The 17,752-nt window shown below is 42.4% G+C and carries 14 protein-coding genes; 3 read left to right on the top strand and 11 right to left on the bottom strand.

What is annotated here, in order from left to right:
• The first annotated feature begins 199 nt into the window (after positions 1–199).
• The gene (locus V7L31_RS13485) at positions 200–1,360 is read left to right on the top strand and encodes a hypothetical protein (protein ID WP_334696689.1); all 1,161 of its coding nucleotides are present in this window, start codon (positions 200–202) and stop codon (positions 1,358–1,360) included.
• A 111-nt stretch (positions 1,361–1,471) separates the two neighbouring features.
• Positions 1,472–1,798 (top strand): type II toxin-antitoxin system HicB family antitoxin, encoded by a 327-nt coding sequence (locus tag V7L31_RS13480; RefSeq protein WP_334696688.1) that lies wholly within the window; start codon positions 1,472–1,474, stop codon positions 1,796–1,798.
• Positions 1,799–1,800: 2 nt separating this feature from the next.
• On the opposite strand, the gene V7L31_RS13475 is transcribed toward V7L31_RS13480, so the two are convergent.
• The 7 genes from V7L31_RS13475 to purC all read right to left on the bottom strand — a co-directional run bounded on the left by V7L31_RS13475 (position 1,801) and on the right by purC (position 10,675).
• Positions 1,801–3,078 carry a DNA cytosine methyltransferase gene (locus tag V7L31_RS13475; RefSeq protein ID WP_334696687.1) on the bottom strand — a complete coding sequence of 426 codons (1,278 nt, stop codon included), beginning with the start codon at positions 3,076–3,078 and terminating at the stop codon, positions 1,801–1,803.
• Between the two features lie 107 nt (positions 3,079–3,185).
• On the bottom strand, positions 3,186–4,355 hold the full coding sequence (gene lpxB, locus V7L31_RS13470; RefSeq protein ID WP_334696686.1) for a lipid-A-disaccharide synthase: 1,170 nt from the start codon (positions 4,353–4,355) through the stop codon (positions 3,186–3,188).
• A 133-nt stretch (positions 4,356–4,488) separates the two neighbouring features.
• On the bottom strand, positions 4,489–5,307 hold the full coding sequence (gene lpxA / locus V7L31_RS13465; protein ID WP_334696685.1) for an acyl-ACP--UDP-N-acetylglucosamine O-acyltransferase: 819 nt from the start codon (positions 5,305–5,307) through the stop codon (positions 4,489–4,491).
• 309 nt (positions 5,308–5,616) lie between these two features.
• Positions 5,617–6,141 carry a 3-hydroxyacyl-ACP dehydratase FabZ gene (gene fabZ / locus V7L31_RS13460; protein ID WP_334696684.1) on the bottom strand — a complete coding sequence of 175 codons (525 nt, stop codon included), beginning with the start codon at positions 6,139–6,141 and terminating at the stop codon, positions 5,617–5,619.
• Positions 6,142–6,240: 99 nt separating this feature from the next.
• Complete coding sequence (gene lpxC, locus V7L31_RS13455; protein ID WP_334696683.1) at positions 6,241–7,089, bottom strand: UDP-3-O-acyl-N-acetylglucosamine deacetylase; 849 nt, start codon at positions 7,087–7,089, stop codon at positions 6,241–6,243.
• A gap of 226 nt (positions 7,090–7,315) precedes the next feature.
• Positions 7,316–9,826 carry a BamA/TamA family outer membrane protein gene (locus V7L31_RS13450; RefSeq protein ID WP_334696682.1) on the bottom strand — a complete coding sequence of 837 codons (2,511 nt, stop codon included), beginning with the start codon at positions 9,824–9,826 and terminating at the stop codon, positions 7,316–7,318.
• Positions 9,827–9,937: 111 nt separating this feature from the next.
• Positions 9,938–10,675, bottom strand: a complete 738-nt coding sequence (purC, locus tag V7L31_RS13445) for a phosphoribosylaminoimidazolesuccinocarboxamide synthase (RefSeq protein WP_334696681.1) — start codon at positions 10,673–10,675, stop codon at positions 9,938–9,940.
• Positions 10,676–11,329: 654 nt separating this feature from the next.
• Between purC and V7L31_RS13440 the strand changes: the two genes are divergently transcribed.
• Positions 11,330–11,605: a DUF7219 family protein gene (locus tag V7L31_RS13440; RefSeq protein ID WP_334696680.1), complete on the top strand. Its 276-nt coding sequence runs from the start codon at positions 11,330–11,332 to the stop codon at positions 11,603–11,605.
• Between the two features lie 50 nt (positions 11,606–11,655).
• On the opposite strand, the gene V7L31_RS13435 is transcribed toward V7L31_RS13440, so the two are convergent.
• The 4 genes from V7L31_RS13435 to V7L31_RS13420 form a co-directional block, all read right to left on the bottom strand.
• Positions 11,656–14,241: a GAF domain-containing protein gene (locus V7L31_RS13435; RefSeq protein ID WP_334696679.1), complete on the bottom strand. Its 2,586-nt coding sequence runs from the start codon at positions 14,239–14,241 to the stop codon at positions 11,656–11,658.
• A 259-nt stretch (positions 14,242–14,500) separates the two neighbouring features.
• On the bottom strand, positions 14,501–15,646 hold the full coding sequence (locus V7L31_RS13430; protein WP_334696678.1) for a glycosyltransferase family 4 protein: 1,146 nt from the start codon (positions 15,644–15,646) through the stop codon (positions 14,501–14,503).
• Between the two features lie 6 nt (positions 15,647–15,652).
• Complete coding sequence (locus tag V7L31_RS13425; RefSeq protein WP_334696677.1) at positions 15,653–16,297, bottom strand: DUF4291 domain-containing protein; 645 nt, start codon at positions 16,295–16,297, stop codon at positions 15,653–15,655.
• A gap of 12 nt (positions 16,298–16,309) precedes the next feature.
• Positions 16,310–17,464, bottom strand: a complete 1,155-nt coding sequence (locus V7L31_RS13420) for an NAD-dependent epimerase/dehydratase family protein (protein ID WP_334696690.1) — start codon at positions 17,462–17,464, stop codon at positions 16,310–16,312.
• Between the last annotated feature and the right edge of the window lie 288 nt (positions 17,465–17,752).

Raw genomic sequence — 17,752 nt, 5'->3', positions numbered from 1 at the left:
GGTTTGAGGAGATTATGTTTTGTTGACTAATTTAAGCTTTTTAGAGTTAATGTAACTAGATATGTAAAGTTTTGTATTAGGATTCAACATTTCTGCTTTTAAATATAGGGTTGAAAAATTTATAAAGATGTTGCTTTTGTCTATAAATGGGGAATTCTAAGATAGACGATAATTTATCAGATTCTCGCATTTATTGGTTATGAAACAGCCTAACATTCAGGAAGTTACTAAGCAAAATCTACAAAAGTTTTACTGGCCTTTATGGTTTCCTTATCCTACTTCTTGGTTAAAAGCATTGATTTTGACTCTATTTTTGAGAGTTATTATATTTGTAGTCAATAATACTGGAAAGGTAGGCTACCGGATCGTCTATTTTGTAGATAGTCCTGAATTATTTGCTATATTTACAATACTGTTAATCTTATCTCCAATTCCTATAATTTCTTTTACTCATCACTGCTTACACTTGCTCATTAGTCGGTTTATCTCAGAAATTCAAGCACCCGAAATAGGTAGAACACAAGGATTATTACCAGGAATAATGAGTTGGTGGGAAGGATTGTACGCTTGGCTTGTAATTGTAATTTCTACACTGGTAGCAGCTTTATTTTCTACAATACTTATACCATTATTTAATCCTAGCTATGCTAGACCAATTGAATATTACACCCAAATACAAAATATCAATAATAATGTAATATTAATATTTGGGATATTCTATATTTCTGCTGGAGCACTGGTTTATCAAATTGAATATTTGGTAAGACACCGAATAATATCTGCTTATACTGGCAATAAAGAAAAAGATATAAGTAAATCAACCATTGATTCAAATACAGATCAAGAACTCAATAGGTTGCGCGGGGAAATGGGTTTAAACAAAATGAAATCAAATATATCGAATGATGAAAAAATTACAGTTGTCGAGACTCGACGAAAGTATCGTAATTTAAATAAAAATTGGTTGATTATTTTTTTGATGTTTTCAATTCCTATAGTAATATACTTTTATTCAAACTTTGTAGAAATACTTCCCCTAACTTCTAAGATTCCAACACAAACACCATCAAAGTCTGTATTAGTTACACCCTCACCAGTGACTTCAGAATTGCCGACTGTGTTACTTCAAACTGATACATTTCGAGAAGCAGTAAGTAAAGCAATCAATGCAGCTAACCTTACTCAATCAGCAAAATCTCCAGATGAGTGGAAGACTGTTGTGAGTGAGTGGGAAGCTGCGATCGCACTTATGAAAACTGTGCCAGCTTCTAGCCCAAATTATGTAGTTGCACAACAAAAAATCAAAGAATATCAGAGAAATCTAAATTACGCTGAGAAAAATTCTGTTGGTAATAAGTAAAGCGATGTCTACGATGGGCTACGCCTACGCACCTCAAAGCTAAACTAGATAAAGCAGTGCCTAGCTTGCCGCAGTAGGCATCGCTCAACTATCCGTATCAAAATAAAGCTTATGAACACTAAAACATTAACTGCCATTCTTCACAAAGAAGAAGATATGTATGTTGCTCAATGTCCTGAAGTCGGCACAATTGACCAAGGTAAAACAATTGAAGAAGCTCTTGCTAATCTTAAAGAAGCTACAAGGCTATACCTAGAAGAATGCCCTTTGCTCGATACTGATACTAGTCCCAGATTTGTAACGAGTATAGTACTTCAGGAGTCACTCACAAAGCATTGTGAAAAACCTCTAACTAGCTTCATCGGATCTGCTAAAGGCAATCTTCTCACAACGGAAGAAGTGGATAACTTTATTCGCCAAGAACGAGATGCATGGTAATTCTAGATGCTATTCAAGTCACACTGATAATATTGTGCCGCTTGCGACATATTAAATTGTAATAGCTTCTCTTCTCCCAACTTGTATCGCGAACTTGGCTTAAAAGGCGAAATATTCAAACTGCGAATAATTTCTGACGCCACAGCCTTTGCTAGTAGCGGTGGTACAGAGTTACCAACTTGCCGAAATCCGTGCCATTTAGTTACATGAAATCTAAACCAATCTGGGTAAGAATGCAATCTTGCTGCTTCCCTGACGGTGATACACCGGGGCGTAGATGGATGAATCGGTCTTGGAGATGTGAAAGAACCCCTATACCTGTCTGTTCCGGCCCTTAAAGTATTGCAGACACCAGCAGGATGTAGCTTATGAAAACGACTAATTTTTTCTCTCTCGCCTTGTTGAGTATCCTGAAAACGTTTAATAGTTTCCGCAGAATGTTTTGTTCTTAAACTTGCAGAAAGTATTCGCAAGTCATATTCACGTTTGTAAGAATAATCATCATCTAGGTACTTAAGACCACGAAGTACAAGAGCATATTTACTAGGTTTTTCGTATTCTGCTACAACCCAATCTCTTATTAATAATTCAGGATATTTTTCTATTTCAGGTAAATCTCTAATTGCATCCCAGACAGTAGGACTCGATGGAATATCAGATATTTTTTTAGAATTTAAATTATTTAGCAGCGCTTGTTTAGTAATCGGCTGAGGGTATCTTGGTAACTCTACATCTTCCCTTGCACCTATCAGAAATAATCTCTCACGAGATTGTGGTACTCCGTAATTTGCAGCGTTGAGAATTTGGTAATTTTCTTCTACTTTATAGCCGTGAATTCTAAACTCGCTAATTAAGGTTTGGAGGATTTGTTTATGTTCGCCAACTGTGATTCCCCGAACATTTTCCATCACAAAGAATTTCGGTTTTAGCTCAAAAACCAGCCGATGAAAGTGAAACACCAAAGAATTTCGTGGGTCATCAACAGCCCGTTTACCAATTAGAGAAAATCCTTGACATGGTGAGCCACAAATTACCACATCAATCTCGCAATCGCCAATCTTAGAGCGATTCCTAATTTCTTCCCCGGTTGTATCCACAACACTTTTACATAACACTGAGCAATAAGGGAAGTTAAACTCATGTGTTGCACAGTGGATCGGGTCAATTTCCACAGAGGCTAGCACATCAAAACCAGCTTGCTCAAACCCAAGAGTCATACCACCGGCGCCAGCGAACAAATCAACTGCGATCGCTCTTTGTTTTTTCATCTCATAAGCCATGACACCTCTAAGGGGAATTGGGGATTAGGGATTGGGTATTGGGTATGGCATATTAAATATACAAATATACAAAATTTTCCTAGTCCCCAGTCCCCAGTCCCCAGTCCCTAACCCCCACTCCCCGGCAGCATTTGCAAAATTTCTAGAGCAGCGCGATCGCACACCCCAACTTCACCTAAACACCGCCGCATTTCTTCATAATCTAGCAAAGTTTGCTTTCTGCGACTGGGATTGAGTAGTAATTCCATTGCTGCTTGGATAATATTTTCTGCCGTAGCTTCCTCTTGTAAAAATTCTGGCACAATCGGCTTCATCACTACTAAATTAGGTGGTGATGCAAAGCTTATAGAACCTTGGAGGATTTTACGAGCTATCCAAGCAGTTAGGGAACTGAGGCGGTAAACTACAACTTGCGGCACGTTTAACAAAGCAAGTTCCAGGTTGACAGTACCAGATTTGCTAATGGCTAAATCAGCCGCAGCAAAAACTTCTTTTTGTTGAGCTAATAGAACTGTAGCCCGTAAACCGTAACGCTTAATAGCCTCTTCAATTGGCTGTCTATAAACTTCCAGCGACAGGGGAATCCAGAAATGAACTTCAGGTAATTTAGCTTGAATAGTTTGGGCAGCTTCAAAAATAATTGGTAAAAGATATTTTAGTTCTTGGCGGCGAGAGGCGGGGAGAAGTGCGATCGCAATCTCTTCTGGCGCAATCCCCAGGGTTGCACGGGCTGCTTCCCGACTCGGAGCGTCCTGCATCCGGTCAAGCAAAGGATGCCCTACCCAACTAACTTCTGCTCCTTTCTCACGAAAGTAACGGGCTTCTTGTGGAAAAATTGCCAACAGCTTATCTGTAAAACCAACAATTCGTTTAGTATTACGCACATTGAGCGACCAAGCCCACTCTTGGGGAGCAATGTAATAGACTACAGGCACATCTGGTAACTGCCGTTTCATGTAAGTCCCAATTCCCAGATTCGGACTCATGTAGTCGATTAGTATCACTAAATCAGGTGGATTTTGCTTTAAGGAGGCGATCGCTTGACGTTGCACCTGGAGGGTCGGTAAAAGATAAGGTAGCCCTTCTAGAATACCCATTGAGCCAATACTGCTAGTATTACCTAGTAGAACTGCCCCAGCCTCTACCATTTTTTCGCCTCCCAGTGCCACAATCTCTAATTCCAACCCAATCGCCCCAGCTTGACGCTTCAGCGCTGAAATTAGCAGCGACCCTTGTAAATCGCCAGATACTTCGCCAGTGCTGATAAATATCCGCATTTGATAATTAAAGTTAGGAGTTAAGAATTAAAAGTGAAGAGTTAGCAGTTAGGAGTTAGGAATGAGGAGTGAAGAGTTAAAAAAATTAATTTATCAACTCATAACTCATAACTCCTAACTTCTAACTTTTAATTCACGATTCATCACTCACGCCTTTTTTCCCTTTACCGGGAATTAAGCCACGTCTTCCTGGCATCTGAGAAAGTAGCAGAAAACGACGTAGATGCTGCAACTCTTCGCTATCACCTAAAAATTCCAACTTTTCCAAGGCATCCTTAAAAGACAAATCAGAACGGTAGAGAATGCGGAAGGCTTTTTTCAGCGTCAGTAAATCTGCTGTATCCATACCAGACCGTTTGAGTCCGACAAGGTTAAGGGTTCGTACCCGCGCCGGATTTCCTTCCACCAGCATATATGGGGCCACGTCCCGATCAATACGTGCCATACCTCCCACCATTGCGTGTCTACCAATACGCACAAATTGATGGACACCTAAAACCCCACTCAGCCTAGCGCGTGACTCTATATGAACATGACCAGCCAACGCCACAGAGTTAGCAATTACTACTTGGTCTTCAATCACGCAGTTATGAGCCACATGGACATAAGCCATCAGTAGATTGCCATCACCAATTACCGTTGCTTCACCAGCACCAGTAGCGCGGTTAATCGTAACGTACTCACGAATCAAATTGTTATCACCAATTTTGACCCAGGTTGGTTCTCCCACAAACTTGAGATCCTGGGGTTCCATACCGATGGCTGCACCTGTAAAAATCTGATTTTGCGCCCCAATTTCACAAGGCCCCTCTAGCACTGCATGAGCGCCGATTATTGTTTCAGGGCCCACTTTGACATGCGCTCCAATCACAGCATAGGCACCGACTTGCACTGTATGGTGGAGTTCCGATTTCGGATGAATTACAGCAGTTGGATGAATTAGCGTTTTCAAGGGTGAATCTCCAGAACTGTCTTGATAAGCCAGCGCCGGGCCGGGTTTCTAGGCAGCGTATGACTCTGCTAAAAAGAGTTATACCAACTGCCATCCCATCAAGGCGACTGACATTGTTGAGAGTGAAGTATTTTCAGTGAACGAAAGTGCCGGGCAAAGCAAGTTAAGTGTGTTTGTGAGTGCGTCTCGTAGAGAGGGCGGCAAAAATCAAGAAATTATCAGATGCTACTGTGGATTTTTTGACTGTTATCCTTTTTCAGAATTCAGTAGGGGCATTTCACGGCTATGCCCACACCACGAAAGCAAACTTTAGTTAACTAGAGAAAACATTAATTCCCCTTCACAAGCAAGTTGACCCTCAACTTCGGTACGACCTTGCATCTTACCGAAACGACGTTGTTTTACCCATAACAGTTCCACCGTCATTACTAGTTGATCTCCCGGTACAACTTGGCGACGAAAGCGGACTTTATCGATACCAGCGAAGACAAACAGTCTATCTTCTACCGGAGACATTTGAGTTAAGACAATGCCCCCAACTTGTGCCATTGCTTCGACAATTAACACCCCTGGCATCAGTGGACGCCCAGGGAAGTGCCCTTGAAAATAGGGTTCGTTGATAGTGACATTTTTAACACCAACAGCTTTTTTACCTGGAACGTAGTCAATTATTTTGTCTACAAGTAAAAATGGGTAGCGGTGGGGTAGTAATTTCTGAATTTCTTCAGATGTGAAAGTTGTTTTAATCTCAGAACTGATTTTAGTCTCATTTATAGCCTGTGGTTCGGTAGATGTAGTCGTATCGATCGTATTCACTTCAGTGAGGATTGACATTGGCCGTGTAGTTGATTTTTCGTCTGAAAGTTGAGTAGGCAGCCGTATATCCAAAGTCTTATTAATCCTAGATTTTAGGCTTTAGTTTGAATCTAAAATCTAAAATCCCAAATCTAAAATTCTTTGAGCCAGTTGAATGTGTAAATTATGACTGGCTTTATACGCCAAGAAATGAGCGCGAGGAAAAGTTCCTAGTAAACTTAAATCTCCTACTAAATCCAAGATTTTATGACGGACTGGCTCATTTGCAAATCTCAATGGTGGATTTAGCCAGCCTTCAGGCCCACAAACGAGTGCATTATCCAAACTGCCACCTTTAATTAACCCTGTTTTTTGTAAGTGTTCAATTTGATGCAGTAACCCAAAAGTCCGCGCAGGAGCAATTTCAGCAGCAAAGCTAGCAGAAGTTGTTCCTTGTTCAGTTGTTAGTAACCAACTATGCCATTGATTACCAATGGCTGGTAGGTCAAAATCAATACCGTAACTGAACCGGGTTTCTGGTGCTGGAAGGGCAGATACAAAAGCATCTCCTTCATAGATCCATAAGGGTTCTGTAATAGCCAAGGGAACTTGGTTATTAACGGGTTGTGATACTAAGCCAACTTGGGCAATGTTGGCTGTCCACACACTTGCTGAACCATCTAAAAGTGGGACTTCTGGGCCATCAATTTCAATCCGGGCATTATCCACGCCCATACCCGAAAGTGCTGCTAACAAATGCTCTACTGTGCGAACAGATACCTCACCCTTACCCAACTGAGTTGAGAGAACGGTGTGACTAACTGCCGCAACTTGGGCTGGAATTATCGGTAAATCCGGTAAATCCACCCGCACGAAGTAGCGTCCAGTTCCCGCCTCAGCAGGTAGTATCCGCACTTGGGTATTCACACCGCTATGCAGTCCCACACCTATTTGGGTGATTTCGGCCGCTAGAGTGTGCTGCTGCATAGCCGAAAAGTCAATATATTTCCTTTAGTATTGTTCATCATCTGTTTTGGTAAAATCCCTGATATTCCCCGAAAAATGTCATTAATCCCTTTATCGGAACAGTATTGAGGTAAATGTAAAAATTAGCAAGCTAATCCAAAAAAGTTAATTGTCATTTGTCCTTTGTCAGTTGTTCTTTGTGATTCACTAATGACCAATGACCAATGACCAGTGACTAATTGACAAATTAAAACCTTTCGCCAATACCGAAATTAATCCGACTATCACCATCATCGTTGATGCCGTAGTCAATGCGAATTGGCCCCAGTGGAGACTGGACGCGAACGCCAAGACCATATCCGAAGCCAGTGCCGTTTTTGTTCAACAATTCAGCTGCTTGAGTACTAGTTCCCAGGTCACTACCAGCATCAAAAAATAGTGCGCCGCTGACTACTGAAAAAACTGGGAACCGATACTCAATTGATGCTTGCACATAACTGCGTCCACTACCTAATGTTCCTTCGTCATAACCCCGAACGGAGTTGCTACCCCCAAGGGTAAAAGCTTCGTAGGGAGGCAAGTCACCAAGAACTGTTCCTGCTTGCAAGTTAAATGCTAGAGTTTGTGCCCCTTTCGAGAGGCTAATCAACTTGATGGGTAAATATTGGCTGTAGCTACCCCGTAATCTGGTGAGTAAAATGTTGCCTAGTCCTATAGGAACTGACTGATCAATCCCGAAGCGCAGATAAGAACCCTTTGTAGGTTGCAAAGGGTTATTACGGAGATCGCGCTGTATGCCGAGTTGCAATAGGAGTAAATCGTCTTGACCTCCTGTAGACTCGGTCAATTGAGTGGTGATTGGTTGTATGACACGATTTCCACTCTGGTCGATAGGATTTCCATCACTATCGAATAGCCCTCCTGTTTTTACGAGATTGCCATTGGCATCACGAGCAGAAACTCGTTGATACTGTATACCCGCTGAGGCAGTCCAAACGGAAGTTTTATAAGGATTGGAGGACAGGGGGCGGGTAAAAGTGACACCACCACCTACACGGAGAATACGAGGGCGATCCTGAGAATTTGTATCAGTGGGATTATTTGGATCAAACGTCCTAATATCGCGATCTTTGCCATCAAAAATTAACGAAATGGAACTGCGGCGAAAAATATTAGTTGTATAGGAAGTTCGGTAAGGATCTCCTGCGATCCAAGGGTCTGTGAACCGCAGGTCAAACAGCAGTTCTCGTTCTCCCACCTGTACTTCTGCACCCAGTTTTTGGTTCCTACCGTTCAAGTTTTGCTGTTGATAGCTTACTGTTCCAAAAAGTCCGCTAGCAGAACTAATCCCTGCACCAGCTGCAATCGAACCGCTGCTGCGTTCAGCTACATTTACTACTACATCTACCTTGCTGGGGTCAGTACCAGGGTCAAGGGACACATTTACATCTTCAAACAGTCCCAGCCCATACACACGCTGTAGGTCTTTTTGTACTGTGTTGCGATTGAATACTTGTCCTGGCTTCAGTTCGACTTCTCGTGTAATGATGTAATCTTGTGTTCGTCCTCGAATCGGTTGTCCTTTTTCGTCTGTCTCTTGACCATCTTTATTGCGGAAACGGACTCTAATATTTTCTACTACCCCTTCTGCTACTTGCAAGGTAACAACTCCGTTTTCAGAGACTTGTGGCGCTCCAATCACGTTAGCTAGCACGTAGCCTTGGTCTTGATACCGCTTGTTTAACTGCTTGATACCTTCTTGCAAGTCACGCAAGTTGAGGATTTTGCCATACTGATCGCGAAATACTTCATCCACAGTGTTAGCTGGTAGTACAGAAGCGACACCAGTGCCAGGATTAGCTTGCACTTCTACTTTGCTGAGGACAGGGTTAGGCTGCACCACAAAGCTGACTCGCACTCCCAAGGGGGTATCTTCTGGCGTTGCTTGCACGTTGGAGAAGAAGCCAGTACCAAAAATGGCGTTAATATCTTCTTGCAATTGGCTGCGGGTTGTGGTTTGCCCTGGTTGGGTACGAATTACTTTGTAAACTTGGCTTTCTAATTCTGGTGATAGTTGACCAGCTTGCGATCTAACTAGTACTTCCGACACCAGTACGCGGGGGTCATTAGCTTCTGGGGTTGTGTTGGGTTGAGTATTTCCCGGAGTTGTCGGTGGGTTAACATTCTGCGGACTGGGAGTAGCGCCTGGGCGTGGGGCAGGTGTTCTTTGTTGATTATCTGGGAATGGAATGTCTGGAGTACTTGATGGTTTTGGAGTTGTGGGTAATAAAGGTTCCGTTGTCGGTGGATTGACATTTTCTGGGACTGGAGTGATCTCAGGAGTTGGGGAAGGCGCTGGTTGTTGAATTTCTGGAGCGGGAGACGGCTGTTGAGTGGGACTGGGATTGAGTTGAGAGGTTTGTGCCGTTTTTGGTGTTGTAGAGGCTGACACTTTTACCACTGGGGTTGCGTAGGCGTAGCCTGCCGCAGGTATCGCTGCTGGATTGGCAGGGTAAATTGCGACAACGCGGGATTGGGGACGCTCCCCTTCTATAACCCCTGTAGATTTAGATAGAGACTCTAGACTTTTACTAGAGTTAAGCTGACCAGTGTCTTTTTCTGGCTGCTGATTTGTTTCTAGTGTCAAAACTTCTGTTGTCTGTTTTGAACTGTTGGCGGTTTCGGCATTTGCACTCAATGAACCACCCAAAGGGGCTGCAATTGCCACTGCTGCCAGCAATACGGGGGATAAACGCATTTTACTTATATTCCTCTTCACGACCACACACCATCACAAATAGTCATTAGTCATTGGTAAATAACAAAGGACAAATGACAATCCACACGAGTTTAATTTATTTTTGCTCACTTAATTATTACTCTCTACTGCTTTTAGCACTCTTTGTAAAACCTCCTGGTAGGCATCCTCTACTTTTCCTAAGTCCCGACGAAAGCGGTCTTTGTCCATTACCCGGCGATTTGAGTCTTCTTCTGCGGTATCCCACAAACGGCAGGTGTCGGGACTAATTTCATCTGCCAAGAGCAACTGCTGTTGTGAGTCCAAACCAAACTCTAGTTTGAAGTCTACTAGGGTAATGCCGCACCGCTGCCAAAATTTATTCAGAAATTCATTGATTTGCAATGCTAGATGTGTAATTGCGTCTACTTGTTCCGCAGTCGCTAGTTCTAGCAGGTACAGGCGATCGCGTGTCAACAGAGGATCTCCTAACGGATCGTTTTTGTAATAAAACTCAACCAATGGCTGTTTTAGAATTGTACCCACTGGTAATCCTGTTTGCTGACACAAACTACCAGCCGCAATATTTCTGATCACCACTTCTAAGGGCAAAATCTTGACTGCCCTCACTCGCATCTGATTTGGGGCAGGGCTGTCGATAAAGTGAGTCTTTATACCATAAGCCTCCAACTGTTTAAAAAGCTGGCTGGAAATGCTACAATTTATTTTTCCTTTACCTTGGATACTGCCACGCTTTTGGGCGTTAAACGCCGTGGCATCGTCCTTAAAATCAGCCAACAGGACTTCCGGTTCGTCCGTTGTATAAAGAATTTTCGCTTTGCCTTCGTATAACTTGGAATTAACAGACATGGTGGCAGGTAAAGTTTTAGGCGATGGACAAAAGTTGTCCTCTGAGGCTTCACCATTTTATCTTTAGTTATTAACTATTAGCCATTGGTGATTATTTTAATGAGGGAGAAGAATTTTCCCCTCCGCACCCTCGCCCCTGTGCCTCTTTCCAATGCCCGATGCCTAATGCCCTCTTGTTGGTCATTCTTCAGTAGCTAGTTGCTAGAGATTTAGTTCTGAATCTCTAACTTTTAATAGAGGACAATTTGCTTTTCTGCATAGTATATTTACTTAAGTAAGTTTATTGAAATAATTGTAATTATTGTTGCAAATATAATTTTGCTAAAATATCTGGGTATGTTTTATCATGTATCTAATTGTTTTGAGTGAAGTTGATTACAGTTTGAACTTCATAAATTAAGATGAGATAAATTGACAACTGGGAGGAAAGTCAAATATTCTCTCTGGTTACTTTAGCAGAAGCTTTTTTGTAACATTTACAACAAAAATATTTTAAGCCTTATCCTCTAGTTTCAAAATCTAAATTAACCAATTCCTAGATCACCAATTGGAAAAGGATTTGGGTGATTGGGTTTACCCCAGTCTGACAAAAGAAAGATTAGGTTAGCTAGTGATTCAGCTTCAAAGATTCAAATAGAAGGAGAATTGAATAAATTGGAGAATAAAATAGTGAACAAGGATGATTTTCTCTTCCCTCGTGGTCGCTACTACGGTCAGGTAAAGCCAGAAAACTTGGTTTTTAATGCAAATTTACAGGAATTTGCTCAACGTGTCAGCTACATTTGCAACTTAGAAACAGGTGGAAAACTGCCGCCAGGTGCAGCTTACGACCAAATAAAGGATCTATGGAAACAGTTGAAACGCTCAAAAAAAGAGCTAGGAATTGGCGAAGATCCGTTTCAGGATGATCAGGGAGAGGCTAAAGGTTGAGCGAGAGAGGCAGGGAATTGGGCATTAGTCAGAAGGAGAATGACTAATGACTACTTAGAAAGCATTGTCCAGACACCATCCCAGGACTCTGGAGGCGGAGTTTGTTGATAATTCCTAGCACGTTCTAGGTGGATATCAACAGCTTGGTCTTGGGGTTGGATGCATTTGGCGGCTTCAAAACAGGCGATCGCTTGTGAGAAATTACGCGATAAATAAGCAGCGCGTCCAGTATGATAATGAGATAAAAACTCTTGAGTGTTGGCATCTAGGGGAGTATTGCGATCGCCAATTAACTCGTAGATATTCACCGCTTGGTGTTTCCCTTTGACTCGAATTTTATCTAACTGGCGTACCCAAATGCGATCGCTGCACAATTGGTAAGTAAATTCGCTTAAAATAATATCACAACCGTAATCCTTTGTTACCGCTTCTAAGCGCGAACTCAAATTTACACCATCTCCAATTACGGTGTAATCCATTCGTTTGCGGGAACCAATATTACCCGAAACCACATCCCCAGAACTAATCCCAATGCCAATATGAATTTGTGGTTGCGCCTGAATAATTCGCCGCTGGTTAAATTCCTCCAAGCGTTTTCGCATATCTAACGCGGACTGTACAGCCCTCCAAGCATGATTTTCTGTAAGTGGTAGCGGCGCACCAAATACCGCCATTAAGGCATCTCCAATAAATTTATCGAGAGTGCCTTCGTGGTTAAAAACCGCCTCTACCATCGTTTCAAAATACTGATTGAGCAGCAATACCACCTCAGCTGCACCAAGATTTTCCGTCAGTGTTGTGTAGCCCCGGATATCAGAAAATAAGATCGTTACTTCTTTGCGCTCGCCTACCATTAAAGCATCTTCTCCCAGCGCCATCACTTGTTCAGCGACATGAGGCGTTAAGTAGCGATACATGGTAGTTTTCATCCGTTTTTCCTGACTGATATCTTCCAACACCACCAAACCACCGCGTACACCACCTTCTGGGTTAGTCAGAGGATTAACAGTGAGATTAGTACTGCGCTCTAATATTTGTACCTCATCAGCAGTGAGAAACTCAGATTGGGGAATGAGGGGTTGATTCCAGGGAATGAAAATATCGGGGTTAGTGCGATCGCGCACTGCTAAAATTGAGTGGTGAGTCCTGAGAGTCTCACTTTTAACTCCTAACTCCTCACTCATAACTTGGTATAGTCCCACCATCAAACTTTGCTCTGGCACATAATGTTTAGCTCCAGTTTTGAGACTATCTTCTAGTCGCATTTGGAGATTTTCAATCGGCACAACTTCCCAAACTAGACGGCCAATCAAATTTTGTTCCCACAAAAGCTTGTTGTTCTTGCTATTGGCGTCTCCTATCGGACAACCCAGCAACTCCAATGCTGCATCATTAATCGTGACAATTTTTCCTGCCATATCTGTAGAAATCACGGCATCTGACAGACTTTGTAAAATATCTTTTTGATACTGTTTTTCTACCAGCACATTTTCAAACAGACGAGCATTTTCTAAGGCAATTCCGGCTTGATTATTAAAAGCCCGCATAAACTCTTCATCAGAAGCAGTAAAACTCCCTTGTTGCTTATTAATTAATTGGGTAACGCCAATCAATTCATTTGCAGAATTAAATACTGGTAAACAAAGAATATTGCGAGTTACATAGCCAGTTTTTCTATCTATAGTTGGGTCAAAACGGGGGTCTTTGTAAGCATCAGAAATATTTAAGGCTTCACCAGTGGAAGCTACATATCCAGCAATGCCACGGTTAGCTGAAATACGGATTTCTATCAAGTTTGTGCCATCTGCTGCCGCTGCCACTTTCGTCCAGAGTTCGCTCATCTCTTTACGATATAAAAATAGTGTACTGCGGTCTGCCTGCATGAGAATTCGGGCTTGTTCCATGACTATCTGCAAAGTTGCTTCTAAATCCAGACTTTGCCCTAGTGTCTGAGTTGCCCGCAACAAAGCTGTTGCGCCTCTTTGATTACGAGCAGCGACATAAAAAGATTGGCAGCTTTCTAGAATAATACCAATAGAAGCGGCAAAGTCTCGAAAACGTTCTTCATCATCATGATTAAACGGAACATTTCCGGTTTTATTAGCTAGTTGCACTACCGCTACAGTCTTGTTTTTGCTACTAATAACGGGCATACATAAAATGTTACGTATTTTGTAGCCCATTTGTTTTTCAAGCTCTGGGCTAAATAGCGGATGAGTATAAGTTTCAGATATATTGAGATATTGACCTGTGCTCGCAACATGACCAGGGATACCCACTGTAATAGGAATACGAATTTCTAAGAATTTTTGAGTATTATCTTGAGGAACTTTCGACCATAATTGACCTTTGTCATAGTCAACTAAAAAAATAGCTGTATGTTCTGCTTGGAGAATTTGACCGATTTTGAGTGTGATGGCTTCTAATACTTTCTCCAACATAGTTTCTAGAGCTTCATTATTAATTAGTTCAATAGCTCTTAGAAATTGTTGGAATTCAGCAGTTATGAAGTCAAGTAAGCAAACAAATTCGTTAACAGATAAGTCTTTAACGCGACCTAGTAAGGCGTGAGTACGATTAACTTGAGTTAGTTCAGTTAATGTAGCCAAGACGCTGCCAGAGTTGGGGAGTGTCACGTCGCTTCGCTCCGAATTAAAAATTCAAAATTCAAAATTAATAATCCCCATAAATAAATGGGCTTGTATCATGAGTCTGTTTCGGTTATGGGAATTTTAGATTTTAGATTTTAGGTATGGGGCATAAAGAAGAGGCAGAGGGGAAGGTTGCTGCTCTTGCTGAGGGAAAACTCTTTTTTCTCCCTAGCTCCCTGCTCCCTGCTCCCTTGCTTTTTCATCTCCCTCATCCCCCCACTCCCCACTCCCTACTCCCCACTCCCTACTCCCTACTCCCTGATTTTGCCAACTGTTCAGAAAATATCACCTTTTGATAGTAATCTTGTAGCTGCCTGGTAGCAGCTGCCCAACCCCACCTTTCTGCTTCCTGACGAGCATTTTGGCGGATGATATCTCGTTGTTGTTTTTGTTCTAAGAGGCGAACAGTAGCAGCTAAAGCTCCTTGAATATCTGCTGTTGGCTCAAAAAGATATCCATTTACGCCATCTGTCACAATATCAGGAATTCCCCCGGAACGGGATGCTACCACCGGACAGCCAGCAGCCATCGCTTCTAGTAGCACTAAGCCTAGTGTTTCTGTGCGGGAAGGAAAGATGAAGGCATCAGCACTGGCAAAGGCAGAACCTAACTCTTGCCCCATAAGATACCCCACAAAATAAGTGTTTGTGCCAGCAAAGTGTTTTTGCAATGCTTGACGGTGGGGGCCATCCCCAACTAATGCTAACCGCCCTTGGGGAATTGCTTCTAAAATTGGTTTGATGCGCTCAATCTCTTTTTCCGCCGAAAGCCGCCCAACGTAAAGTAGTAATGGACTTTCTGGATGATTTTGCGATAAGCGCGATCGCATCTCTACACTAGCTAAATCGGGGTGAAACAATTCTGTATCTACCCCACGCTGCCATAAATCTACACGTTCAATACCGTGTGCTGTCAGTTCCTCCACCATTGCTGTGGAGGTACACAGATTCAAAGCTGCTTGATTATGAGCGCTTTTCAGTAATTCCCAAAGAAACCCTTCTAACATAGCCAAACCGTAATGTTGGAGATATTGGGGTAAATGGGTATGATAAGACGCCACTAAAGGGATTCTGAGGATTTTGCTATAAAATATACCTGCTAAACCTAAAACTGCTGGATTCACGACATGAATAATATCAGGCTTAAACTTTTCTAAAACATAACCAATAGCTGGGCGGGGTAATGCCATTTGCAATTCTGGATACAATGGCAGAGGAAAGCCAGTAACACCGTAAACTTTAGCGCCTTTGTGTTCTGTGATGCCTCCATCAGGGGCAATTACCAGCACTTGATTACCACTGCGCTGTAGATGGTCAACAGTATGGCGTAGGCGCGTTACAATGCCGTCAACCTTGGGTAAAAAGGTTTCGGTAAATAGAGCAATTCTCATAAAAAACTATTCAGTCCAGGCAGATAATCTCAGCTTTGCTTGCGTTTCGGTATCAAACACAGAATAGACTCTCTCCTGTGGTGTAATCAACTCTGCACATTCAGATTTAATATTTTGGCGCTGTTTTTGTACAAAGTCCGAGATGTCCTCAATGTTCACAATCCAATCTTTGGCATAAGCAGCTAGTACTTCACCACGTAACCCTAACTGAATAGCGCGTCGTTCTAATTTTGTCCCAGTTGGGTGATGGTCTGGGTCCCATTGTAGGCGGACTTGTGATTGCTTCAATGCTCTTTGCCATGTACTTTTATCGGGATAAAGTTCTGGAACGTAGCTAGAATGAACAGCCGCCGCTAAAATTTCTTCAATTGCCGAACGCTTAAGCCAAATAGCTAACACCACCTCTTGACCATTTTCTGTACCCCATCCAGAACGATACATCATCCAGAGGAAGTTAGGTTTGATCCAACTCATGCGGTCAAAACTGAACTCACCACCAAAATAACCGTAGGTGGCGGCGAAGTGACCAATCGCAGGACGATATGCCTGATAAACAACAATTGAATGGTCATCATATTGTGCTAAAACATGACGACCATTTTCAGGCCAATTACTGACTTGAGTTAAATAAGCTTCTGTTATCAGCCGCACGCAGAGTTTACCCTAATTTCTGTGCCAAGAGACTTTAGGCAGAATTTGTTTGCGATCTACTCGTTCTTGATACTTGATGGCAAAGTTTAACAGAGAATCAAGTAGAGAATCAGAGAGTAAGTGAGGCTGTAAACCTAAATCGAGCAATTTGGTATTTTTCGCGTTGAAGTAATGTTCTTCTTTCTCAACTCTGGGATTATCTAGGTGATTGATTTCTACGTTCAATCCGATAGCGTTACCAGCTTTTTTTACCATCAATGCCAATTCGCCAACGCTGAATAGTTCGGTAAATTGATTAAATACGCGGAATTCTCCAGCTTCGGCAGGGTTAGCGATCGCTAATTCCACACACCTTACTGTATCCCGAATATCCAAAAATCCGCGAGTTTGCCCACCTTTACCGTAGACAGTTAACGGATGTCCAATAGCTGCTTGAATACAAAAGCGGTTCAGTGCAGTACCAAACACACCATCGTAATCCAGCCGATTAATCAATAATTCGTCTATTCCCGTTTCTTCGGTTAAGACACCATAAACTACACCTTGATTTAAATCCGTTGCTCGCAATCCCCAAATCCGGCAAGCAAAGTGGATGTTATGGCTATCATGGACTTTGCTTAAATGGTACATTGACCCAGGCTGCTTGGGATAAGGTAGGGTATCCTTGCGTCCATTGTGTTCAATGGTGATATACCCTTCCTCGATGTCAATGTTGGGTGTACCATATTCGCCCATCGTCCCCAGCTTCACCAAATGACAGTCGGGGAAATCTTCGCGCATAGCGTACAGTAAGTTCAACGTCCCAACTACATTATTGACTTGGGTAAGAACTGCGTGTTCTCGGTCAATCATGGAAAATGGAGCCGAACGCTGTTCACCAAAATGCACTAGGGCATTTGGCTGAAATTGCTGTAATGTTTTATGGAGAAATTCGTAATTTGTAATATCGCCGATGAACAAGTCGATCGATTTACCTGTCAAATCTTGCCAGCGCTGGAGGCGTTGCTGAATTAGTGCGATGGGAGTAAGAGTTTCGACACCAAGTTCATTATCCCAGTGCCGCCGCACCAAACTATCTAAAATTCCAACTTCATAACCTCGATTGGAAAGGTAAAGAGCAGTTGCCCAACCGCAATATCCATCACCACCAATAACCAGGACTTTCATCTTCACTAGTTTTTACTCGCTGATAGCTAAATTTATCAGGTTTCTGTACCCTCTCAATCATCATTCTGAGGGAGATGTGGATTTTGGGGATTGGGCATTGGGCATGAGGAAGGGTATGAGGGGTATATCTCCCTCATCTCGTTTATCAGAAAAATGGGTTTAAAATCCCGTGCTTCCAGCACGGCTTTAAAGTAATAGAACTCTTGCATAAATATTTTGTGATAAATTAGGGGGTTTACTAATACCAGAATTGTTGAAAACTCATCCGTTAAGCTGAAGTTCGTAGTT

It is taken from the genome of Nostoc sp. (assembly GCF_036916655.1).
Classification (GTDB): Bacteria; Cyanobacteriota; Cyanobacteriia; order Cyanobacteriales; family Nostocaceae; genus Nostoc.
Note: the sequence above shows the minus strand (reverse complement) of the source record. Positions and strands in the feature narration are given on the sequence as shown.